Here is a 20,737-nt window from a genome sequence, read left to right on the forward strand (position 1 = left end):
CGAGGGTCTCCGCCCGGCACGCCGAGAGCACGCACCAGACGCCGCGGAACCCGCCCTCCGGGCGGACGACGAGACTTTGCGGACACGACCTAGGGAAGCAGGAAGACCAGCACCGCCGCCCAGGCCGCCGCGAGCAACACGCTCAGAGGCCAGAGCCGTCGCCCCCGCTGCCGTTCGCCGCACGTGCCCGCCGGCCGCAGCGCGGGGTCGTGCCACATGGCGGTGATCTCGGCGGCCGCCCTCTCGTACGGGTGAATCCGGCCCAGCCTGCGCTCCAGCCACGGCAGCCGCGGGCCGTGGACCGTCCACCCGGGGAAGGACGCCCGGTGGCTGTCCACCCTCAGTACGGTCTTCCGGCACTCGACCACCCGGATGTGGTCCCAGGCGACGTGCTGGACGCGGCGCAGGCCGTTGAGCCACAGCCCGGAGCTGTCGGCGGTGATGCGCCAGGCCAGCTTGCGGGGCAGCGACAGCACGCCCACCAGGCCGGTCAGCGCGCCCAGGACGTAGCGCCAGAGGCCTTCCTGGCCGAGGAAGGCGAAGCAGCCGAGCCACACGAGACCGGCGGCGCCGAGGCGGTCCCACCACCCCGCGCTCCAGCGCCGTACCGGTACCGGTACGGCGTGCAGAGTTGCCACGGCCGCCGCCGTGCGCCGCTCCTCGTCCTGCGCCTCGCGGGCCGCGGACCTTCTCAGCGCGGCGGCCCGGCGCCGTGCGGCACCCTCCGACAGCGGGCGCACCGGGCCCGTCGACCAGGCCACGGACGGCGGCTCGTCCGGTTCCTCCCCGGCGGCGACGAGGAGGATCTCGGCGCCGTCGCAGGGCACCCCGTGCAGGACGGCCTCGCGCAGGGGACCCGGGGAGTCGAGACCGTCGAGGAGGTCCTCGAGCCGCTCGTCGTCGTCCTCGTCGTCCTCGTCCTCGTCCTCGTCGTCGTCGGGCAGTTCGCGCAGAGCGACGGTGAACAGCGGCCGTCGCGCCTGAGGATCGTCCGCGGCGAAGACCTCCGTGTCCCCGGTGCCGTCGTCGCGCACGAGCACGCGCAGTACCGGTATCGGGGAGTCGCGCAGCGCGGCGGTCCGGCGGCGGCCCAGGCGGCCGGAGAGGAACGTCGTCAGCCCCAGCCCGACGGCGTACCAGCCCGCCGTGCGGGACAGGCGTGGGTCGTCGACGAGGTCCCAGACGTCCGCCGTCGCCGCCACGACACCGCCGAGCGCCGCCAGGAGGAGCCCGGCGGCGATGAGGAACTTCCCGCGCTCCAGCGGCCAGTCCTTGTCCGGCCGCGGCGCCGTCACGCCGCCGGCCGCGGCCAGGGCCGCCGCGCGCTGGCCCGCCCGGGCCCGCAGCCGTACGACGGCTGCCACGCAGGTCAGGGCCAGTACCGCGAGCACCGGTCCGGTCACCGCCCAGGCCGGCCGGGGCTGCTGCGTGAGCACGACGACGGCGAGCACGGGAGCCGCGACAGGTACGACCTCGGGCCGCACCGCCACCCAGACGACGTGGCAGGCGAGCAGCGCGACGACGTAGGAGCGGGCGTCCGCGAGCGGGGGCAGGAAGCAGCCCGCGCCAAGGACGAGGACGCTCGGCGTCAGGTGGAAGCGCGCCCGGACCCGCGACGGCACCCAGCGCGGCGGCAGGGCCCGCGTCCAGCGGCGGGCCTGCTCGCCGTCCCAGTCACGGCAGCCGTCGGGAAGGGCGGACGCGGGCAGCCGCGCGGGCCCCTCGAGATGCGTGTTCATCGTCTCCCGGACGCTCCGGCCGCGGGCGCGGTTGCGCGCGGACACGGGCCGGCGCGGTACGACCGCCCGCCCCCCTTCAGGGAGGCGGCCACAGGGACGCACGGCTGCGAGCGGGTGCACGAACACCGTTCGACCGCCGCCCGCCCGCGCCCCGGAGACCGTCCCCGCAGCACCTCACGGCACCTGCCCCGCCAGGAGCGGACGGCCGTCACCCCGTCGCCACCAGGATGGCGAGCAGCACCGCCCCCGCGATCGCCGGGGCGATCACCTCGTACGCCCACCGCACGCCGACCTCGCCCTGGGCGCTCTGCGCGGCTCCCCGGTCCTCGGCGAGTACCCGGAGGTCGTCCATGATCTGGTCGGCCTGGGCACGGACCGGCTCGGCCGGGACGGCGGACGTGCGGCCGCTGGTGTCCGCGGCGGCGTTGCGGGTCTGCCGCCTGGCGGCCCGCTTGCGGGCGCGCAGGGAGACGGGCACGGCCCACAGCTGGTACTTGGTGCCGGTCGTGTCGACGACCTCGTTGGAGTAACCGGAGCGCAGTGAGCCGACGGTGCCCCAGGGCAGCACGATCACCCGGAACGGGTTGCGCACCCGCAGCCGGTCCTGGTTCGCGAAGACGGCGGGGCGCAGTGTGAAGGCGACCACCAGCGGGACGAGCAGGATCAGCGAGGCGAGCGCCAGCCAGGGCGCGCGCCCGTGCCCGGTGATCAGCGCGTCGACGCCGAGCCAGCCGGCGATGGCGAGCAGGAGCACGCCGCCCGCGATACCCGCGGCCGACCGGTAGATCCGGTCGCTCAGCTCTGGGTGCGCGGCGTCCGGTGCGGGAGACTGGTGGTCCGGGGTCGTCATGGCCCCGATTGTGCCCGACAGTGGCGGCCGCGCCCGTCCCCGGTGGCCGAGGTCACTTCGACCCCGTGGGGTGTACAGCCGCTACGCGCGTAGATATGCTCAGGTCGTGACCATGCCCACCACTGCATCCGCTGCTCATGCACTCACGGACGTCGCCGCGTCCGACAGCACGCTGCGCCGCTTCCTCCACGGGCTGCCCGGCGTCGACGCGGTCGGCCTGGAGGCGCGTGCCGCCTCCCTCGGCACCCGCTCCATCAAGACCACGGCGAAGGCGTACGCCATCGACCTCGCCATCTCGATGGTCGACCTGACGACGCTGGAAGGCGCGGACACCCCGGGCAAGGTCCGGGCGCTCGGCGCCAAGGCGGTCCGTCCGGACCCGACGGACCGGTCGGCCCCCAGTACCGCCGCCGTCTGCGTCTATCCCGACATGGTGGCCACCGCCAAGGAGGCCGTCGCAGGTTCCGGGGTGAAGGTCGCCTCCGTGGCGACCGCGTTCCCGGCCGGACGTGCCGCGCTCGACGTGAAGCTGGCCGACGTGCGCGACGCGGTCGCCGCGGGCGCCGACGAGATCGACATGGTCATCGACCGGGGCGCGTTCCTCGCGGGCAACTTCATGAAGGTGTACGAGGAGATCGTCGCCGTGAAGGAGGCCTCGGGCGCCGCCCGCCTGAAGGTCATCTTCGAGACCGGCGAGCTGTCGACGTACGACAACATCCGGCGGGCCTCGTGGCTCGGGATGCTGGCCGGCGCCGACTTCATCAAGACCTCGACGGGCAAGGTCGCGGTGAACGCGACGCCCGCGAACACGCTGCTGATGCTGGAGGCGGTCCGCGACTTCCGGGCGCAGACCGGCATCCAGGTCGGCGTGAAGCCCGCCGGCGGTATCCGCACCTCCAAGGACGCCATCAAGTTCCTGGTCGTGGTCAACGAGACCGCGGGCGAGGACTGGCTGGACAACCACTGGTTCCGCTTCGGCGCGTCCTCGCTCCTGAACGACCTGCTGATGCAGCGTCAGAAGCTGGCCACCGGCCGCTACTCCGGCCCCGACTACGTGACGGTGGACTGATCACCATGACCATCGAGAAGCGGTCATCCGCATTCGAGTACGCACCGGCGCCCGAGTCCCGCGCGGTCGTCGACATCGCGCCGTCCTACGGCCTGTTCATCGACGGCGAGTTCACCGAGGCCGCCGACGGCAGGGTCTTCAAGACGGTCAGCCCGTCCACCGAGGAGGTCCTCTCCGAGGTGGCGCAGGCGGGCGCCGAGGACGTCGACCGTGCCGTGAAGGCCGCCCGCCGGGCCTTCGAGAAGTGGTCCGCGCTGCCCGGCTCCGAGCGCGCCAAGTACCTCTTCCGCATCGCGCGGATCATCCAGGAGCGCAGCCGTGAGCTGGCCGTCCTGGAGACGCTGGACAACGGCAAGCCCATCCGGGAGACCCGCGACGCGGACCTCCCCCTGGTCGCCGCGCACTTCTTCTACTACGCGGGCTGGGCCGACAAGCTCGAACACGCCGGGTTCGGCCGGAGGACGACCGAGGGGCACAGCGGCGCGCACCCGCGCCCGCTCGGCGTGGCCGGCCAGATCATCCCGTGGAACTTCCCGCTGCTGATGCTCGCGTGGAAGATCGCCCCGGCGCTCGCCACCGGCAACACGGTCGTGCTGAAGCCTGCGGAGACCACCCCGCTGTCGGCCCTGTTCTTCGCGGACATCTGCCGCCAGGCGGGCCTGCCCCGGGGTGTCGTCAACATCCTCCCGGGATACGGCGACACGGGCGCCGCGCTCGTCGGGCACCCGGACGTGAACAAGGTCGCGTTCACCGGCTCGACCGCGGTCGGCAAGGCCATCGCCCGCCAGATCGCGGGCACGAGGAAGAAGGCCACCCTCGAACTGGGCGGCAAGGGCGCGAACATCGTCTTCGACGACGCCCCCGTCGATCAGGCCGTCGAGGGCATCGTCACCGGCATCTTCTTCAACCAGGGCCAGGTCTGCTGCGCGGGCTCGCGCCTCCTCGTCCAGGAGTCCATCCACGACGAGCTGCTGGACTCGCTCAAGCGGCGCCTGTCGACGCTGCGCCTCGGCGACCCGCTCGACAAGAACACGGACATCGGCGCGATCAACTCCGCCGAGCAGCTGGCGCGCATCACCACGCTCACCGAGCAGGGCGAGGCCGAGGGCGCCGAGCGCTGGTCCCCGGCCTGCGAACTGCCGTCCGCCGGCTACTGGTTCGCCCCGACGCTCTTCACGAACGTCACCCAGGCGCACACCGTCGCCCGTGACGAGATCTTCGGCCCGGTGCTGTCCGTGCTCACGTTCCGCACGCCGGACGAGGCCGTGGCGAAGGCCAACAACAGCCAGTACGGCCTGTCCGCCGGCATCTGGACGGAGAAGGGCTCCCGCATCCTCGCGGTGGCGGGCAAACTCCGCGCGGGCGTCATCTGGTCCAACACGTTCAACAAGTTCGACCCGACGTCGCCCTTCGGCGGCTACAAGGAGTCGGGCTTCGGCCGCGAGGGCGGCCGCCACGGCCTGGAGGCGTACCTCGATGTCTGATGCGCGACTGTCGGTGTTCAAGACCTACAAGCTGTACGTCGGCGGGAAGTTCCCGCGTTCCGAGAGCGGCCGGGTGTACGAGGTGACAGACCCGAAGGGCAAGTGGCTGGCCAACGCGCCGCAGTCGTCCCGCAAGGACGCCCGGGACGCCGTCGTGGCCGCCCGCAAGGCGTTCGGCGGCTGGTCGGGGGCGACCGCGTACAACCGCGGCCAGATCCTCTACCGCGTCGCGGAGATGCTGGAGGGCCGCAAGGGGCAGTTCGTCCACGAGGTCGCCGACGCCGAGGGGCTGTCGAAGTCCAGGGCGGCCGACCAGGTGGAGGCCACCATCGACCGCTGGGTCTGGTACGCGGGCTGGACCGACAAGATCGCCCAGGTGGTCGGCGGCGGCAACCCGGTGGCGGGTCCGTTCTTCAACCTGTCCACGCCGGAACCGACGGGCGTGGTGGCGGTCCTGGCGCCCCAGCAGTCGTCGTTCCTCGGCCTGGTCTCCGTCGTCGCCCCGGTCATCGCGACGGGCAACACCGCCGTCGTCGTCGCCTCCGAGAAGTCGCCGCTGCCGGCGCTCTCCCTCGGTGAGGTGCTGGCCACCTCCGACCTGCCCGGCGGTGTGGTCAACATCCTCTCCGGCCGGACGGCGGAGATCGCCGCGCCGCTGGCCGCGCACCAGGACGTCAACGCGATCGACCTCGCGGGCGCCGACGAGGCGCTGGCGAAGGAGCTGGAGGTCGCCGCCGCGGACAACCTGAAGCGCGTCCTCCGTCCACAGCCTGTGGATTACGCGCGGACGCCGGGCATCGAGCGGCTCACGGCGTTCCTGGAGACCAAGACGGTCTGGCACCCGACGGGTTCACTGGGCGCGTCCGGCTCCTCGTACTGAGCCGCCACCGGGCCGGGGCCGGCCGCCACGGCCCCCGGGATCCCGGCTCCCGCCCCCGGGGTCCCGTCCGCCGGAGAGCCGCGCTTCCCCTCCGTCCAGGGGGAGCGCGGCTCTCCTCCTGTCAGCGCAGCAGTCCGGCCACCTGACCGACCACCGGGATGCTGCCCACCGACGGCGCCTGCGCCAGCGGCCTCGTCAGGGCCTGGGAGGTCAGCGGCCGGAAGTCGCCCAGCTGGGTGCCGACGCCGTTGTCGAGCGGGTCGACTCCGGTACCGGCGAGCGGGTTGGGCTTGAGCCCGGCGACCGGGCCGGTGACGTAGCCGACCGTGCCGGTCAGCGCCTGCAGACCGGCCTGCGGGTCGATGTTGCCGAGCGAGGTGGGCCGGGTGTGCGCCACACCGAGAACGTCCTGGGTCTCCGCGGCGGCCGTGGAGGCCCCCGCCCCGAGCGCCGCACCCGCCGTCGCGAGGGCCACCAGGGCGCGCCGGGTGGTCGGGGTGTTCAGGAGTGCGTGTCGAGCCATGGCTGGTGCCGCCTTCTGGTGCTCAAGTAATCGGGTCGACACGTAGGGTAGTTGAGGTGTGATGTACGCTCCAACGCCGACCCGCAGGGTCCGCCGGGGCCGCCCGATGCCTCACACTGGACTCTCGTGAGTTCCCATCCGCCCATACCCGCCCGGGTCGTGCTGCTCTCCGGCCCGTCCGGCTCCGGGAAGTCCCTCCTCGCCGCCCGCTCGGGCCTGCCCGTGCTGCGGCTCGACGACTTCTACAAGGAGGGTACGGACCCGACCCTGCCCCAGGTGGAGGGGAGTTCCGACATCGACTGGGACCACCCGCTGTCCTGGGACGCGGACACCGCGGTCGCCGCCATCACGGAGCTGTGCCGCACGGGCCGTACGACCGTCCCCGTGTACGACCTCTCGCTGAGCGCCCGCACCGGCACGGAGACGCTCCACATCGACCGGACCCCGCTGTTCATCGCCGAGGGCATCTTCGCCGCCGAGATCGTCGGGCGCTGCCGCGAACTCGGCGTCCTGGCCGACGCCCTGTGCCTGACCCGGGGCCCCCTCACCACCTTCCGCCGGCGCTTCCTGCGCGACCTCAGGGAGGGCCGCAAGTCCGTGCCGTTCCTGCTGCGCCGCGGCTGGCGCCTGATGCGCGCCGAGCGGACGATCGTGGCCCGGCAGACGTCACTGGGCGCGTACGCGTGCGACCGCGACGAGGCGCTGGGGCGGCTGGCGGGCGCGGCGGCGGGCCGCTGCGCGGACGCCAGGAGCCCGGCCTAGCGCCTGTCTGACAATTCCCGCGCACATGAAAGCGGGACCGGACGGCCCCCCGGCCCTCCAGTCCCGCTCTTCCGTGCTCCCCCGTGCTTTCCCCCGTGGTCCCCCGTGACCACAGCGGCTCCCCCCGGAACCGCTCCCCCGTGGTCCCCCCTCTGCCTTCAGGCGACGAGCTCGCCGAAGGACTCCTCCTCGTCACGGCCGAAGCTGAGGACCTCGTCCTCACGCAGCCGGCGCAGCGACCGCCAGATGCTGGACTTCACCGTGCCGACACTGATGTCGAGGATCGCCGCGATCTCCGGGTCCGTGCGGCCCTCGTAGTACCGCAGGACCAGCATGGTGCGCTGGAGTTCGGGCAGCCGGGTGAGCGCCTGCCACAGCACGGCGCGCAGTTCGGTGCCGCGCATCGCGTCCGTGTCACCGGCGGTCTCCGGCAGTTCCTCGGTCGGGTACTCGTTCAGCTTGCGACGACGCCAGGCACTGATGTGCAGGTTGGTCATCGTCCGCCGCAGGTATCCCCCCACCGCGGCCTTGTCACTGATCCGGTCCCACGCCCGGTAGGTCGAGAACAGCGCGCTCTGCAGCAGGTCCTCGGCCTCGAAGCGGTCACCGGTCAGGTGGTAGGCGGTTGCGTACAGGGAGGCGCGGCGCTCCTGGACGTAGGCGGTGAACTCCGCCTCCGACACCGAGCGACGCTCCCCCGTGCCCTCCCCGTACGCGGCTCCCCCGTGAGCTCCCCCGCCGGCGGCGACGGCGTCCGCCGCCGTGGTTCCCCCCGTGAACGCGTCAACCACCGTCATGTACGCGGTGTGCTGACGCCCGGCGTTCCGAGCGCAGCCCCGGCCTCCCCCGGTGCTCCTGCTGACGTCGTGAAGACGCGTGACCACTGCGCTCGTGCTGGTGCTGTGCAGCGTGTTCATCTCGCGCCCCCCGTCGTGGAGTCCCGGTTCCCTGCCTGCCGTGCTCGTGTCGAAAACTTTGCCGCGGTCACTTCATGGCCGTGTCCGCCGACTGTCACAGGCCTGTCACAGGGGGCGTCCCCGGGCGCGTCACTGCGTGCTCCCGGCTTGTTCACGGAGCAGAGCCGTACGACTACGCAGACGGCTCCCGCTGCCTTCCATGTGTGCAAGAGATGAGTGGGAGCGCTTCAACGGTCGATAGACCACCGTGCCATGGGCCAGAATGACGTTCGTGCCTTCCCTGTTGCTGATCGAGGACGACGACGCCATCCGTACGGCCCTGGAGCTCTCTTTGACGCGCCAGGGACACCGTGTGGCCACCGCTGCCACCGGCGAGGACGGTCTGAAGCTGCTGCGGGAGCAACGGCCGGATCTCATCGTGCTGGACGTGATGCTGCCGGGCATCGACGGATTCGAGGTGTGCCGGCGGATCAGGCGTACGGACCAGCTGCCGATCATCCTGCTGACCGCGCGCAGCGACGACATCGACGTGGTGGTCGGGCTGGAGTCCGGCGCCGACGACTATGTGGTCAAGCCGGTGCAGGGACGTGTCCTCGACGCCCGGATCCGCGCCGTGCTGCGGCGCGGTGAGCGGGAGGCCAACGACTCGGCGACGTTCGGTTCCCTGGTCATCGACCGGGCGGCCATGACGGTCACCAAGAACGGCGAGGACCTGCAACTGACGCCGACGGAGCTGCGGCTGCTGCTGGAGCTGAGCCGCCGGCCCGGACAGGCGCTGTCCCGCCAGCAGTTGCTGCGGCTGGTCTGGGAGCACGACTACCTGGGCGACTCGCGCCTGGTGGACGCGTGCGTGCAGCGCCTGCGCGCGAAGGTGGAGGACGTTCCGTCCTCGCCCACCCTGATCCGTACCGTGCGCGGAGTCGGCTACCGGCTGGACAATCCTCAGTGACACCACCGCGGGACGAGCGCCGCGGGTGGGCCGCGGCGCGCAGGGCGAGACTGGCGGGACTGCGCTTCACCAGCCTGCGGCTGCGCCTGGTCGTGGTGTTCGGGCTCGTCGCACTCACGGCGGCGGTGTCGGCGTCGGGAATCGCCTACTGGCTCAACCGCGAGGCCGTCCTCACCCGTACCCAGGACGCGGTGCTGCGCGACTTCCAGCAGGAGATGCAGAACCGCGCCAGCGCGCTGCGCCCGCACCCGACGCAGGACGAACTGCAGCACACGGCCGGGCAGATGGCGAGCAGCAGCCAGCGGTTCAGCGTGCTGCTGGTCGTCGAGGACAAGGACGGCCGTACCGTCACCGGAAACTCGGACCTGGACGCCTTCACGCTGGAGGACGTACCGAAGTCCCTGCGCAAGGCCGTGAACAGGAGACAGTCGGTCTCCTCCCACAACAAGTACGCCTACCACCTGTACTGGCAGCGGATCGTCGAGAACGACCAGCCGTACCTGGTGGCGGGCACGAAGGTGATCGGCGGCGGACCGACGGGCTACATGCTCAAGTCCCTGGAGCCGGAGGCCAAGGACCTCAACTCCCTCGCCTGGTCGCTGGGCATCGCCACCGGTCTGGCACTGATCGGTTCGGCGCTGCTCGCCCAGGCCGCCGCGACCACGGTCCTCAAGCCGGTGCACCGGCTGGGCAGCGCGGCCCGCAGGCTCGGCGAGGGCAAGCTCGACACACGGCTGCGGGTCTCCGGGACGGACGAACTGGCCGATCTCTCCCGCACGTTCAACCGCGCGGCGGAGGCGCTGGAGAAACGTGTCGCGGACATGAGCGCGCGTGACGAGGCGTCGCGCCGCTTCGTCGCCGACATGTCCCACGAGCTGCGGACGCCGCTCACGGCGATCACGGCCGTCACCGAGGTGCTGGAAGAGGAGCTCGACGCGGAGACGGGCAGCGTGGACCCGATGATCGAGCCCGCCGTGCGGCTGGTGGTCAGCGAGACCCGCCGGCTGAACGACCTCGTCGAGAACCTGATGGAGGTCACGCGCTTCGACGCGGGCACGGCCCGGCTGGTCCTGGACGACGTGGACATCGCCGACCAGATCACGGCGTGCATCGACGCGCGCGCCTGGCTGGACGCGGTGGAACTGAACGCCGAGCGCGGCATGATGGTCCGGCTCGACCCGCGCCGGCTGGACGTCATCCTCGCCAACCTGATCGGCAACGCGCTCAAGCACGGCGGTTCGCCGGTCTGCGTCTTCGTCCGCAAGGAGTCGGACGATCTGCTGATCGAGGTCCAGGACCACGGACCCGGCATCCCCGAGGACGTCCTTCCGCACGTCTTCGACCGCTTCTACAAGGCGAGCGCGTCCCGGCCGCGTTCCGAGGGCAGCGGCCTCGGCCTGTCCATCGCCCTGGAGAACGCGCACATCCACGGCGGCGGGATCACCGCGGCCAACTCGCCCAAGGGCGGCGCGGTCTTCACCCTGCGGCTGCCCCAGGACACGTCCACGCCGCCGGACGCGGACGGCACGGAGGAGGACGCCGGATGAGGGGACGACTTCGCTCGTGGCTCGCGCTGCCCGTGCTGGCCGCGCTGCTCACGGGCTGCGGGATCCGCTCGACCCAGGTCCCCACGGACTTCGGGCCCGCGCCGTCCCGGGTGCCGTGCGCGCTCTCGGCATCCGACATCTCCACCCGGTCGGCGCCCGGCATCCCGGTCCAGGTCTTCCTGCTGTGCTCCTCGCAGCTGGTCACCCTGGACCGTTCGGTGCGCATTCCGGACGGTACGGCTGAGGCGCAGCGGCGGGTGCTCGTCGCCCAGGGTCTCCTGGACCAGCTCGCCAAGAAGCCCTCCTCACCGGAGACGCAGGCCGGTTACACGACCGACGTGCGGGCCGGTACGCGGGTGAGCGGGCCGCAGGGCAAGGACCCCGAGAACACGTTCCGGCTCAGTACGCCGCCGGACGACCTGACCTCGTACGCCCTCGCCCAGATCATCTGCACGTTCGCCAACTCGGAGGCGACCGCGGCGGACGACGGCTCCGTCATCCTGGGCGGCCCCTCCCCCCAGCCGCTCCACCACTACGACTGCACCCCGGAAGTCCGCTCCCGCCCCGGCACGGAGTCCCCGCCGTCCACAGCCGTCGACCCGAGCTGACCCCCGGACCTCCACCCGCGGCCCGAACCTGCCCACCCGCAGTAGGCACGACCCGCACCCGCCCTCCGGCAGAAGGGGCCGTGCCGGTACATCGGATGCCCGTTGCAGGCCGGGCAGGAAGCGCCGGTCCGCCCCCGTAACCAAGGTGCACGCCCGACATGCGACGGGCGGATGTACCGGTGCGGCCCGACCCACGCACCGGGCCAGGGCGCCCCACCGGAGCCACCGGAACCGATGCCGATACCGGAACCGAGGCCGGGGCCGACGCCGGGGCCGACGCCGGGGCCGGACGGATGTGACCCCCGCCCCACCCGGAACCGATCCCACCGACCCCCGCGTCTACGGGTGCGTGCAGCGTCAAGGTACGAACGGCGACAGCGCCGTGGTCCGCGTCCGTGCGACAGGAGGTGTCCTCCTCGTCGCCCACCTCGCGCTCGTCGCCTGGATCACGCTGCGCCCCCTGGACGTCCCCTGGGTGAGCGCCGCCAACCTGCGGCCCTTCGCCGGCATCAGAGCCGACCTCGCCCTCAGCCCGCAGGAAGCGGCCCGCCGCATCGGTGAGGGCCTGGCCCTGCTCGCCCCCCTGGGCGTACTGCTCCCCCTGGCCGACGGCAGACTCGCCGTCTCCCCGCTCGCCTCCCTGTTCCGTACGATGACCGCGGGCGCCCTGATCTCCCTGGGCATCGAGCTGCTCCAGACCGGCGTACCGGGCCAGGTCGTCGACATCGACTCCCTGCTGCTGAACACCATGGGCGTCGCCCTGGCCCACCTGGCCGTCGTACCCGCCGTCCGGGCCCGCCTCCGCCGCAGGGCCGACACGCGGCAGCGCGCCAGTGTCCGCCCGGAGGAGCTGGCTCAGGGTCTGACCCCGACGATTCCCAGGGTCGGGATCGCACCGTAGAGCGACGCTTCGCCCTTTACGTGACCGTAGCGTTGACGTCAGTGAGGCAGCCGCACCGGAAGCCTCGACACGGTTCACGAAGGAGCCAGGATGAGCGCCATTGTCCGCCCCACCCAAGGTCGCATGATCGGCGGAGTGTGCGCAGCGCTGGCACGGCGCTTCGGCACCTCCGCGACGACGATGCGAGTGATCTTCCTGGTGTCGTGCCTGCTGCCGGGCCCGCAGTTCCTGCTCTACATAGCGCTGTGGTTCCTGTTCCCCTCGGAGGACAAGATCCGCACGGCGTGGTGAGGGCACGGTCCGCCGGCCCGCGCCTGCGACAGCCAGGCCGCGAAGCACACGTGGGGCGCCCCCGGAAAGCCGGGCGCGCCCCATCGGCGTACGTACGGAAGGGTTCGGGCGTCAGCCCAGCGGCACGCCGTTGACGGGCAGACCGTGCGTCGGCAGCCCCTGGAGCGGCAGTCCGCCGAGCAGCCCGGCCACCGGCCCGGCCGGCCCCTCCGCGAGCAGCTGTCCGACCGCGGGCTGGGCGGCGCGCACGACCTGGCCCAGCGCGTCCTTGCCCTGGGCGAGCGTGTCGTTCCCGCCGGGCAGCGACTTGCCGACGTTCTCCGTCGGCAGCGTCTTCGTGACGTTGTCCAGCGCCGAGGAGGCGTCCGGCGCGGCCGGCGCCGCGTTCGCGGCACCGGCGCCTGCGGCGGCGAAGGCGGCGCCGAGGGCGGCGACACCGAGGGTCTTGGCAGCAGACTGCTTCATGTGGGATGCGTCCTTGAATGCGTGACGGGGATGTGAGCGGTCCCCGACCGTAAACACGTGAGCCCGCGGGCCGCAAACATCGAAAAGCGGCCGGGTCACGCATTCCCGGCCGCTTCCCAGACGATTCCTCAGCCCTCAGGCACCCGCAGAAGCGCTGGTGGAGAAGGTTTGCTGGAACAGCCATTCGGATTTCAGCTCGGCATAACCGGGCTTGATCACGTCATTGATCATGGCCAGTCGTTCATCGAAAGGAATGAATGCTGATTTCATAGCATTGACCGAGAACCACTGCATGTCGTCGAGTGAATAACCGAACGCCTCGACCAGGTGCTCGAATTCCCGGCTCATGCTCGTACCGGACATGAGGCGGTTGTCGGTGTTGACGGTCGCCCGGAAGTGGAGCCGCCGCAGCAGCCCGATGGGGTGGGCGGCGTAGGAGTCGGCGGCGCCGGTCTGGAGGTTGGAGCTGGGGCACAGCTCCAGCGGGATGCGCTTGTCCCGCACGTACGAGGCGAGGCGCCCCAGCCGCACCGAGCCGTCCTCACGGACCTCGATGTCGTCGATGATCCGCACCCCGTGACCGAGCCGGTCGGCACCGCACCACTGGAGCGCCTGCCAGATCGAGGGGAGCCCGAAGGCCTCGCCCGCGTGGATGGTGAAGTGGTTGTACTTGAACCACAGTGCTCTGACCTGGGAAAATGTCGAACCCCGCACCGACTCTCATCACGAAGTCAGTACGGGGTCCAACTGTCATCACGCGGCGTCGACTGCCACCACGACCGGCCTGTCTGCCATCACTGTACGAGCATGCTCCAGGATGGCCACCTCTACCGCATCCATGGTCCGGTTGGGCGCGTCGGCCAGGAGGTGAGCGTAGGTCGTCTCAGTGACCCGAGTGGAGCTGTGCCCCATCCACTGAGCCACCTCATACAGGGGCACGCCACCCGCGATGCACACCGAAGCGAAGTAGTGCCGAAGGCTCTTGGGCGTGTACCCCGAACCCTTGAGTCCTGCCTTCTCCAGAGCCTTGCTCCAGTGGTCGGCATAGGACTTGAACGAGATGGGCTGTCCCGCGTACTTGGGACTCTGGAACAACCAACCGTGCTCCCCCCACGCGCCGAACTCATCCAAGTGCCGATCAATCGCCTGTTGCACCGTGTAACTGAGAGGCGTCAGCCGAGCCTCACGGCTCCACTTCAGCTCGTCCTTGAAGGCAACCCCGCGCCCCTTGCCCTCGTTGGCTCCGTGAGTGGTGAGTTGCTGCCAGAGCTTCAGCAGACCGGGAGTTGCCTCCAGGGACGTGCGGCTGACTGCGAGGCTCTCCCCTACACGTGCACCGGAACCCGCTTGAATCCAGATGGAAGCCTTCAGCGGCCCCCACATGGCCTCAAAGAGATCCTGCACCTCTCCGGTAGTCGGGATCTCCGTGGGCTTCACCTGACGGGCGATGGGGACCGCCCTGCCCCTCTGACGCTGACCTAGGGCAGGGTTCCGAGGAATGACCTCCGTTTCGTGCGCGTACCGAAAGATCGTCTTTAGCACGACCATCCGGTGATGCGCCGTAGAGGCTGCGGCTCGCTCGTCCTGGTCCCGCTTCCAGGCAGCTATGTCCTTGGACGTGATAGAGCCGATGGGACGAAGCCCGAACACCTTCTCAAGGTGATTGCGGTAAATCGAGTCGTAGGAAACGAGAGTGGACGGCTCCCGCATGCCGGCGGCAAGCCACTCCTTCCACACATCGGAGAACAGTCGGCCCGTCTGCTTCGGGTCGATGTACGTGCCGACCTGCTTGTCCCGCTCGACCTTCGTAGCGAACTCGTCGGCCTGCTCCTTCAGCTTGAACGAAGCCTCAAGCTGCTTCCCTACTCGACCGCCAGGAGAGCGGTAACGCACCTTCCACGGCTTGTGACGGCACGTCGTCTTCTTCGCCTTCGGGCAGGCGCATTCTTCTTTCCAGACCTTAGCCACGTTGTGAACCTCCCACTAGGTTCAAGTACCTGCGTGCTGACGGCCCGGACTATTCCACAGCGCGCAACTTACCGTCAACCCACCTGGCGAGAGCCTCAGTTGGGAACCGAACGTGCTTGCCCACCTTCACGTAGGGCAGCCCCCACCGCTTGTACGAGTCCATCAGAGAGCGCTTGGGCACGCTCAGGAACTCCGCTGCCTGATCAGGACTCATCAACATGACTTCTTCCCCCAGTCCAATACCTTGGCGTCCCAGTCGGTCTCAGTGCGCCACACCACTCTGAACACTCCCGCGGCCTTCAAGCGAGGAAGGCAGCGATAGCAGGGGGCACGAGTCACGTAGACCGTGCCGCCCTCCAGGTCTTCACGGCGGGCGTGGATGAGCAAGTTCTCTTCAGCGTGAATGGCAATGCAGTTCCCATAGTCACTGCCCGCCGGCACCTGTTCGTAGGTGAGCCGACCACGTGGGCAGACGCCATCGAGACAGCTCTTCTCCTTGGCAGGAACACCGTTGTAACCGTCCATCACCAGTCGGCCTTTACGGTCAAGAAGGACGGCCCCTACCTTGGAGCGCACACACTCACCCATGGGGGCCACAGCATCAGCTATGCCAAGGGCCCACATGTCTCGTGATGGTCTCTTAGAAGGCGTCATACCGCTCACCGTCGTGGACGAGGTCCCGCCTGATGCCGTTTCCCCGGACAGCAGCAAATCCCTTGTAGCCCATGCTGTCCACGTCGCCCTCTATGACGAACCCATACTTCTCTGTCAGGTCTGAGAGTTCCGTGAGGAACGCCCGAAGAGCCTCACTCACAGTCCATCTCCATTTCGTCGTCCTCGATCACTCGCCAGTCCTCCAAGGGAGGTTTTCCGGAAGGGTTCCCGCCTCTACTCGGTAGAGGAGCCTCCACCCGCTACCGTCCCTTTCGAATACCTCACCACCGCGTACACCCTGATATTCGAACTGCCGAGAGTCGCGGTTGTAGTAGTTGGGCCGCTCCCAAGCAACGGCCGACTTAGCACGGCCAAGGCCAACGTGGTACTTCAACGCCGGTTCACGGTCCGGCACGATGGAGGCGTAAGGCAGTCCCCCTAGGCCCTTCCGCCACCGCTCGCAGCGAGATTCCATATCTGAGGTCATCAATCCTCCTGTGTGAAAACGTGAGTTGGTATCCCTGCCTTGCGGGCGAGGTCAGCAGTCATGGAGGCTCCAGCGCTTCCACCCCGAATGAAGGCGAAGCACAGCTCAGCTCCAGCACTGACCATCTCGGCGTTACGGATGAACCCCGCACGCCTACCGTGCGCGTCCCAATCCGCCGGGTGCCGGCGGACGTTCATTCCGACCTCGTGGGCGAACTGGTCGGCCAGCGCATCAGCGCCCCGAGGGCAGGCCCCGTGAATCAGCAGGACATCACGGGGCCTGTACCTCTTCAGCCACAGCAACTCCCCGATCACGCCCTCAAGGAGAGCTGCATCAGTCCAGGTACGAGAGCCTGTGACGAGGAGTCTGATCGGAACCCCTACAGGTCCACATCCGAGCCCGAGTCCTCCGCAAGGAGCGGATGAAAGCCCATGATGGAGTTCCAGGTGTCTGCCGCCATCTCCTTTGCCAGCTCGTACGGGACACCCGTGGCCAACGCCTCAGTGATGACCGTCCCCGAGATGCGAGCCGCTGTGATCGCATAGGCGCCCTGCTTTTGCAGCCGATCAGCATTCATCTCGGTCTCGATGCCCGCAATAAGCTCTTCAAAGGAGCCCGCGGCTTCCTTTTCGTTCTCGTTGTCACTCACTTGCTCTCTCCCGTGTCGTCGAGCCATGCGTTGTGGAGAGCGGCAACGTGTCGTGCCATCTCCTTCGTGCAGAAGTCAGCCAGCGAAGGCGCCCCTTCTGCCGGCGTGCGCTTATCGGCCTCCGGTGTCACACACCAACCGCCGATCAAGTCGTCTTCCTGAGCACGCCATCTCTGCGTGAGGAAGTTGACGATTGCCCCCATGAATCCCTCTCTTAGTGCTTGCTCTGTTCCAGTTCCAGCACGCTGCCCCAGGAACGTCCACCGATTTCCGCATCAGCCGGAATGAGGAGACCTTGAACAGGGAACTCCATAAGCCGTGCTGCCTCACGTGCCATCTCCGGTGCTTCCTTCTCCGGGAACGAGAAAACGATCTCGTCATGGATAGGAAGCCTCATGTACGGCCCGAAGCCCGCCTTGTCGAGTTCGAGCAAGGCCCTAGCCGTCACATCCCGAGAACCACCCTGTACGTAATAATTGAGCGCCCTGAACCACTTGCCGGGGTCAACGGGCAGGCGCCTTCCAGTCGCGGTGTAGACGAAGCCTGTTCGCTTCGCCTCATCCGCCAGGCGCTTTCCGAAGGCACCAACGCCCGGATACGTCCGAGCGAAGGCCTCCAGCACCTTCCTTGCCGTGGCCTCATCCACGTGCGCCTGTTCCATGAGAGCGGCCCAACCGCCCCCATAGACCGTTAGGAAGTTGGCCATCTTCCCGACCTTGCGGTCAACGTCCGCAGCGTCAGCGGTTATCTGGTGCAGGTCCAGGCCGTTAAGGAAGGCGTTCAACATCGTTGGGTCACGAGAGAACGCAGCGAGATAACGCAACTCCATGTTGCCGAAGTCGATGGAACACGAGACGTGCCCCTCATCGGCAAGGAACATGTGCCGGACGTAGCCGTCCCCGGCAGGGAACGTCTGTGCCGGAATGCTCCCGGAAATTGACATCCTCGACGTTCGCGCCAGGAGTGAGTTTATGCTCGCATGCACCCGATCATTTGAGTCCCGGCCATTAAGGGCCCGCTCAAACCACGTCTTACGCCATTTGCCGGACTTCTTCGCCTGGACAACAGCGCTGGCTAGCGGGTGGTCGATACCCGATAGAACGTCGTCGTCAATCGAAAGGTTGCCCTTGACCGTCCGCTTGGTGAGTTTCACCCCGAGGTCGGTGAATACGTCAATTAGCTGCTGATTGCTGTTGACGTTCTCGACGCCAAACGTCTTGGCAACGAGTTCCCACCGCTGCTGTTCCGCTGAGAGTTCCGAACACCGCATCTCGGCGTACTCAACATCAAGCAGATACCCCGTACGCTCCATCTTCGCCGTTACATGGGCTAGTTGATGTTCCCAGCCGATGAGCCCCTGAGACTTGGAACGTGCTGGCACAAGGCGATAGAGGATCTGGAAGAGCCGATATGCAAGAGCCGGGTCCATGCCCGCATAGAGCAAGAAATCCGAGTCACACAGATCAACCAGCTTCCATATCTTCTCCTTCGTCGTCTTGTACTTCTTGGCAAGCTCCCGAATGGAGCCCTTCACCTCTTCGGCAGTCTTCTCGCAGATGTAGAACTTCGTGAGTTCTTCGAGCTTGAGGCCCGGTCCACGCTCCTTGACTGCTCGCGGGTCAACGAGATGGGCCAGTAGCCGCGTGTCCCACATCTTCGGAGCAAGCTCCTCCATGGGGATTCCAAGCGTCTGCTCGACCACGTGGAGGTCAAAGGTGCCGTTGTGGGCAACGAGCCACTCAAGGCGCCTCAGAGCCCACCGGACGACCGCAGCGAAGGCAGGGCCCTTCTCTACGGGGATGACCCACGTCTCTGCCCCAGTGCCGAACTGAGCCAGCCGGCACCTGAAGTCAGCAGCCCACCAGTCGAGCCCTGTCGTCTCGGTGTCGAAACCAAGGATCTGATGCCGAGAGACGAACTCCTCGAACTCGGAGAGGTCCCTTTCATTCTCGACAACCCGAATGGAAACGGGCTGACCCTTCAACCGGTATGCGAGATGCAACAAGGAACCTCCCCCCTAACTGTGTTGTTCAAGGAATGCCGTGCCTACGTACTCCGCATAGGCAGGCGGGATGCATTCGCGGATTCCCTCGCGCGACATCCACTTGACGCCCATGTCTTCCTTGGCGTCATCCACCCCAATGAAGTTGCCTACGTAGATGCCCATCTCTCCGGGCTTTCGTCGGCGGCCCATCTTGGTTTGTCGTCTCTCGTGTTTTGGGTGATCCGGTGGAGGCAGTTCCCATCCGCCGGATTCAAAGAGACGGTGTCGGTATGTGTTGAGGCCGAAGTGTGCGCCGCACAAAAGCACTGGATTATGCATCTGGTCGGCAGCCCCCATGACGTTCTCGATCACCCAAGGAACCCCCACGGCATTAAGCGCGTCCCGCGTTGGCCCCAAGAGATCCGGGTGTTCGTTCTGCATGATCCGCTGTGTTTTGCTGTAGAGCTGACATGGGGGTGAGGCGTGTATGAAGTCGAATCGGTGCCCATAGGTGAGAAGGAACTGAATCGCTTCGGCCCTCAGGAATTCGTACGGGTATCTCGGCTGTGGGACGATGTCAACGCCCATCACCTCAAAGCCCGCGTCGCGGTACCCCTTACTTGCTCCCCCCTGGCAGCAGTAGAGGTCAAGTAGTTTTCGAATCCCCCCGTACCCCCTTTACGGCGCTACTCGGCCGTGCTTGATGAAGGCGGCATGGGTGTGAGGCATGGATTCCCGAAACTCTCGCTCCATCTTCTCTGCAACCATCTCTATTTCCCTCTGAGGGAACGAGGGGAAGCGAGCATCCTCGGAAATTGTTCGGAGGCTCAAGAAGTGCATGAGGGATCGCGCATTGCACGTCGTGTAGTACGACGTGAAGATGCCGACCGGGAGAACCATCCTGGCGACTTCTCGGGCTATCCCCCGGTTGAGCATTCCTGTGTAGTGCTGGAAGGCCCAGGCATAGGCTGAGTAGAAGTCGCGTTCGACCACATGCTTCTGTGCGTCGGTACCCGGTTCGAACCGATAGGCTCCCGCCTTGCCGATCTGAACCAGGTTCCTTTCCGGCGCAGGCTGATAGAAGACGCCTTCAAGTTCCTTGTATCTTCCGGATTCCTCGTTGTAGCTCCACCCGGATCTGTGCCTCATGTGCTCTCGCGCCACGAACACCGGGGCTTCAACCAGGAAGGTGTATGACGTGTGCTCGAAGGGGCTCCCGTGCCTGTCCCGCATCAGGAAGTTGATGAGCCCCTCAGTAGGCAAGTTGTCAGCCGCGGATTCCTTGCCGATGGTCGAGACTCGCGCAGCCTTGGCAACCATTGCGTCGGTGGCCGAGATATTGACCAGCTTCACGGTCACGTCGGACCTGAGTTTGATGTCTGTCATTGCATGACTCCAAAGGAAAGGGGGCCGAGGAATCCCCGGCCCCCCTTGGGTGCCTACGTAAAGCCGTCAGCCCTTACGAGAAAGAGCCGTCCTTCTGTCGCCACAGCGGGTCACAGTTGGAGCCCTTCGGGGCGTTGCAGAACAGGGCCGCCCAAGCTCCCTTGGCCCCCTGGCCCTCCCGCAGGGTTCGGCCGTGCGGGCAGGAGTCCCCCGCAGGTGCCGCAGCCGCAGGGGCCGCGTTCTGGACCTTGCCGCCCGAGAAGGTCTTGGGAGCCGAGTTGCCGCCCTTGCCGGCGGAGGGCTGGTGCGTGTCGCGCATCTTCACGGCGGCCGAACTCACCAGCTCGATAACGCCGTTGTCCGCGAGGGCCTGGACCAGCTCCCGCACGCGCTTGGCGGTCTCGTCTGCGGTGGCACCGAACACGGTCGGCGTGAGCCATTCCGCGTCATAGCCAGCAGCAGCCTTGAGGGTGATGCCGATCTTGAAGGGGTTCGGGGCAACAGCGGCAACAGCATCGGTCATAGGCTTGATCTCCTTTGGGGTTTCCGGTTCGCCCCAGGGGGACGCGCCATCGAACGGATTCGGGAAGCTCATAAGCTCTCTCCGTGTTGTATGAATGCCCG

25 protein-coding genes and 1 pseudogene are annotated in these 20,737 nt (G+C 68.0%); 9 read left to right on the forward strand and 17 right to left on the reverse strand.

Going from position 1 to position 20,737, the window contains the following annotated elements:
• Positions 1–89: 89 nt before the first annotated feature.
• The gene (locus AC069T_RS00005) at positions 90–1,739 is read right to left on the reverse strand and encodes a hypothetical protein (RefSeq protein ID WP_478780536.1); all 1,650 of its coding nucleotides are present in this window, start codon (positions 1,737–1,739) and stop codon (positions 90–92) included.
• Between the two features lie 208 nt (positions 1,740–1,947).
• Positions 1,948–2,589, reverse strand: a complete 642-nt coding sequence (locus AC069T_RS00010; RefSeq protein ID WP_478780537.1) for a PH domain-containing protein — start codon at positions 2,587–2,589, stop codon at positions 1,948–1,950.
• 112 nt (positions 2,590–2,701) lie between these two features.
• On the opposite strand from AC069T_RS00010, the gene deoC reads away from it, so the two are divergent.
• From deoC to AC069T_RS00025, 3 genes are read left to right on the forward strand one after another with little or no spacing between them, the layout of a single operon-like run.
• Positions 2,702–3,658 (forward strand): deoxyribose-phosphate aldolase, encoded by a 957-nt coding sequence (gene deoC / locus AC069T_RS00015; RefSeq protein WP_478780824.1) that lies wholly within the window; start codon positions 2,702–2,704, stop codon positions 3,656–3,658.
• Between the two features lie 5 nt (positions 3,659–3,663).
• Positions 3,664–5,142, forward strand: a complete 1,479-nt coding sequence (locus AC069T_RS00020) for an aldehyde dehydrogenase family protein (protein ID WP_478780538.1) — start codon at positions 3,664–3,666, stop codon at positions 5,140–5,142.
• Positions 5,135–6,022 carry an aldehyde dehydrogenase family protein gene (locus AC069T_RS00025; protein WP_478780539.1) on the forward strand — a complete coding sequence of 296 codons (888 nt, stop codon included), beginning with the start codon at positions 5,135–5,137 and terminating at the stop codon, positions 6,020–6,022. Before AC069T_RS00020 ends, AC069T_RS00025 begins: the two co-directional genes overlap by 8 nt.
• A gap of 121 nt (positions 6,023–6,143) precedes the next feature.
• On the opposite strand, the gene AC069T_RS00030 is transcribed toward AC069T_RS00025, so the two are convergent.
• Positions 6,144–6,545 carry a hypothetical protein gene (locus AC069T_RS00030; RefSeq protein ID WP_478780540.1) on the reverse strand — a complete coding sequence of 134 codons (402 nt, stop codon included), beginning with the start codon at positions 6,543–6,545 and terminating at the stop codon, positions 6,144–6,146.
• 126 nt (positions 6,546–6,671) lie between these two features.
• On the opposite strand from AC069T_RS00030, the gene AC069T_RS00035 reads away from it, so the two are divergent.
• Positions 6,672–7,307: a uridine kinase family protein gene (locus tag AC069T_RS00035; RefSeq protein ID WP_476754433.1), complete on the forward strand. Its 636-nt coding sequence runs from the start codon at positions 6,672–6,674 to the stop codon at positions 7,305–7,307.
• 158 nt (positions 7,308–7,465) lie between these two features.
• Here the strand turns inward: AC069T_RS00035 and AC069T_RS00040 are convergent, their stop codons facing one another.
• Entirely contained in the window at positions 7,466–8,224 is a 759-nt protein-coding gene (locus tag AC069T_RS00040) for a SigE family RNA polymerase sigma factor (protein WP_478780541.1), read from the reverse strand.
• A 271-nt stretch (positions 8,225–8,495) separates the two neighbouring features.
• Here AC069T_RS00040 and afsQ1 point away from each other — a divergent pair, with 271 nt between their 5' ends.
• The 5 genes from afsQ1 to AC069T_RS00065 all read left to right on the forward strand — a co-directional run bounded on the left by afsQ1 (position 8,496) and on the right by AC069T_RS00065 (position 12,520).
• Positions 8,496–9,173 carry a two-component system response regulator AfsQ1 gene (afsQ1, locus tag AC069T_RS00045; protein ID WP_099505496.1) on the forward strand — a complete coding sequence of 226 codons (678 nt, stop codon included), beginning with the start codon at positions 8,496–8,498 and terminating at the stop codon, positions 9,171–9,173.
• Positions 9,170–10,720 (forward strand): ATP-binding protein, encoded by a 1,551-nt coding sequence (locus AC069T_RS00050; protein WP_478780542.1) that lies wholly within the window; start codon positions 9,170–9,172, stop codon positions 10,718–10,720. The genes afsQ1 and AC069T_RS00050 overlap by 4 nt, the downstream gene beginning before the upstream one ends.
• On the forward strand, positions 10,717–11,328 hold the full coding sequence (locus AC069T_RS00055; RefSeq protein WP_478780543.1) for a hypothetical protein: 612 nt from the start codon (positions 10,717–10,719) through the stop codon (positions 11,326–11,328). The genes AC069T_RS00050 and AC069T_RS00055 overlap by 4 nt, the downstream gene beginning before the upstream one ends.
• A 349-nt stretch (positions 11,329–11,677) precedes the next feature.
• On the forward strand, positions 11,678–12,229 hold the full coding sequence (locus tag AC069T_RS00060) for a VanZ family protein (RefSeq protein WP_478780544.1): 552 nt from the start codon (positions 11,678–11,680) through the stop codon (positions 12,227–12,229).
• 90 nt (positions 12,230–12,319) lie between these two features.
• Complete coding sequence (locus tag AC069T_RS00065) at positions 12,320–12,520, forward strand: PspC domain-containing protein (protein WP_388787672.1); 201 nt, start codon at positions 12,320–12,322, stop codon at positions 12,518–12,520.
• A 111-nt stretch (positions 12,521–12,631) separates the two neighbouring features.
• Here the strand turns inward: AC069T_RS00065 and AC069T_RS00070 are convergent, their stop codons facing one another.
• The 13 genes and pseudogenes from AC069T_RS00070 to AC069T_RS00130 all read right to left on the reverse strand — a co-directional run bounded on the left by AC069T_RS00070 (position 12,632) and on the right by AC069T_RS00130 (position 20,708).
• Positions 12,632–12,985 (reverse strand): ATP-binding protein, encoded by a 354-nt coding sequence (locus AC069T_RS00070; RefSeq protein WP_358854936.1) that lies wholly within the window; start codon positions 12,983–12,985, stop codon positions 12,632–12,634.
• A gap of 135 nt (positions 12,986–13,120) precedes the next feature.
• Positions 13,121–13,651: pseudogene (locus tag AC069T_RS00075) on the reverse strand (amidohydrolase family protein); the annotation flags it as partial.
• 87 nt (positions 13,652–13,738) lie between these two features.
• Complete coding sequence (locus AC069T_RS00080; RefSeq protein WP_478780545.1) at positions 13,739–14,953, reverse strand: tyrosine-type recombinase/integrase; 1,215 nt, start codon at positions 14,951–14,953, stop codon at positions 13,739–13,741.
• A 49-nt stretch (positions 14,954–15,002) separates the two neighbouring features.
• The gene (locus tag AC069T_RS00085) at positions 15,003–15,173 is read right to left on the reverse strand and encodes an excisionase family DNA-binding protein (protein WP_478780546.1); all 171 of its coding nucleotides are present in this window, start codon (positions 15,171–15,173) and stop codon (positions 15,003–15,005) included.
• Positions 15,167–15,607 (reverse strand): cytidine/deoxycytidylate deaminase family protein, encoded by a 441-nt coding sequence (locus tag AC069T_RS00090; RefSeq protein WP_478780547.1) that lies wholly within the window; start codon positions 15,605–15,607, stop codon positions 15,167–15,169. Before AC069T_RS00090 ends, AC069T_RS00085 begins: the two co-directional genes overlap by 7 nt.
• Positions 15,594–15,767, reverse strand: a complete 174-nt coding sequence (locus tag AC069T_RS00095; RefSeq protein ID WP_478780548.1) for a hypothetical protein — start codon at positions 15,765–15,767, stop codon at positions 15,594–15,596. The genes AC069T_RS00090 and AC069T_RS00095 overlap by 14 nt, the downstream gene beginning before the upstream one ends.
• A 326-nt stretch (positions 15,768–16,093) precedes the next feature.
• Positions 16,094–16,540 carry an SLOG family protein gene (locus AC069T_RS00100; RefSeq protein WP_478780825.1) on the reverse strand — a complete coding sequence of 149 codons (447 nt, stop codon included), beginning with the start codon at positions 16,538–16,540 and terminating at the stop codon, positions 16,094–16,096.
• Entirely contained in the window at positions 16,474–16,743 is a 270-nt protein-coding gene (locus tag AC069T_RS00105; RefSeq protein WP_478780549.1) for a hypothetical protein, read from the reverse strand. The genes AC069T_RS00100 and AC069T_RS00105 overlap by 67 nt, the downstream gene beginning before the upstream one ends.
• On the reverse strand, positions 16,740–16,946 hold the full coding sequence (locus AC069T_RS00110; RefSeq protein ID WP_478780550.1) for a hypothetical protein: 207 nt from the start codon (positions 16,944–16,946) through the stop codon (positions 16,740–16,742). Before AC069T_RS00110 ends, AC069T_RS00105 begins: the two co-directional genes overlap by 4 nt.
• 11 nt (positions 16,947–16,957) lie before the next feature.
• Positions 16,958–18,745, reverse strand: a complete 1,788-nt coding sequence (locus AC069T_RS00115; protein WP_478780551.1) for a DNA polymerase — start codon at positions 18,743–18,745, stop codon at positions 16,958–16,960.
• 15 nt (positions 18,746–18,760) lie between these two features.
• Positions 18,761–19,168 carry a hypothetical protein gene (locus AC069T_RS00120; protein ID WP_478780552.1) on the reverse strand — a complete coding sequence of 136 codons (408 nt, stop codon included), beginning with the start codon at positions 19,166–19,168 and terminating at the stop codon, positions 18,761–18,763.
• 237 nt (positions 19,169–19,405) lie between these two features.
• Positions 19,406–20,113 (reverse strand): FAD-dependent thymidylate synthase, encoded by a 708-nt coding sequence (gene thyX, locus AC069T_RS00125; RefSeq protein ID WP_478780553.1) that lies wholly within the window; start codon positions 20,111–20,113, stop codon positions 19,406–19,408.
• Between the two features lie 73 nt (positions 20,114–20,186).
• On the reverse strand, positions 20,187–20,708 hold the full coding sequence (locus tag AC069T_RS00130) for a hypothetical protein (protein WP_478780554.1): 522 nt from the start codon (positions 20,706–20,708) through the stop codon (positions 20,187–20,189).
• Positions 20,709–20,737: the final 29 nt, after the last annotated feature.

It is taken from the genome of Streptomyces sp. NPDC043867, from assembly GCF_056435845.1.

Coding starts and splice junctions, on each gene's coding strand:
- AC069T_RS00005 (WP_478780536.1), bottom strand. CDS start 1,739: ATGAACACGCATCTCGAGGGGCCCGCGCGGCTGCCCGCGTCCGCCCTT.
- AC069T_RS00025 (WP_478780539.1), top strand. CDS start 5,135: ATGTCTGATGCGCGACTGTCGGTGTTCAAGACCTACAAGCTGTACGTC.
- AC069T_RS00010 (WP_478780537.1), bottom strand. CDS start 2,589: ATGACGACCCCGGACCACCAGTCTCCCGCACCGGACGCCGCGCACCCA.
- thyX (WP_478780553.1), bottom strand. CDS start 20,113: ATGACAGACATCAAACTCAGGTCCGACGTGACCGTGAAGCTGGTCAAT.
- AC069T_RS00070 (WP_358854936.1), bottom strand. CDS start 12,985: ATGAAGCAGTCTGCTGCCAAGACCCTCGGTGTCGCCGCCCTCGGCGCC.
- AC069T_RS00085 (WP_478780546.1), bottom strand. CDS start 15,173: ATGTTGATGAGTCCTGATCAGGCAGCGGAGTTCCTGAGCGTGCCCAAG.
- AC069T_RS00020 (WP_478780538.1), top strand. CDS start 3,664: ATGACCATCGAGAAGCGGTCATCCGCATTCGAGTACGCACCGGCGCCC.
- AC069T_RS00130 (WP_478780554.1), bottom strand. CDS start 20,708: ATGAGCTTCCCGAATCCGTTCGATGGCGCGTCCCCCTGGGGCGAACCG.
- AC069T_RS00040 (WP_478780541.1), bottom strand. CDS start 8,224: ATGAACACGCTGCACAGCACCAGCACGAGCGCAGTGGTCACGCGTCTT.
- AC069T_RS00055 (WP_478780543.1), top strand. CDS start 10,717: ATGAGGGGACGACTTCGCTCGTGGCTCGCGCTGCCCGTGCTGGCCGCG.
- deoC (WP_478780824.1), top strand. CDS start 2,702: ATGCCCACCACTGCATCCGCTGCTCATGCACTCACGGACGTCGCCGCG.
- AC069T_RS00090 (WP_478780547.1), bottom strand. CDS start 15,607: ATGACGCCTTCTAAGAGACCATCACGAGACATGTGGGCCCTTGGCATA.
- AC069T_RS00065 (WP_388787672.1), top strand. CDS start 12,320: ATGAGCGCCATTGTCCGCCCCACCCAAGGTCGCATGATCGGCGGAGTG.
- AC069T_RS00110 (WP_478780550.1), bottom strand. CDS start 16,946: ATGGGGGCAATCGTCAACTTCCTCACGCAGAGATGGCGTGCTCAGGAA.
- AC069T_RS00120 (WP_478780552.1), bottom strand. CDS start 19,168: ATGCAGAACGAACACCCGGATCTCTTGGGGCCAACGCGGGACGCGCTT.
- AC069T_RS00030 (WP_478780540.1), bottom strand. CDS start 6,545: ATGGCTCGACACGCACTCCTGAACACCCCGACCACCCGGCGCGCCCTG.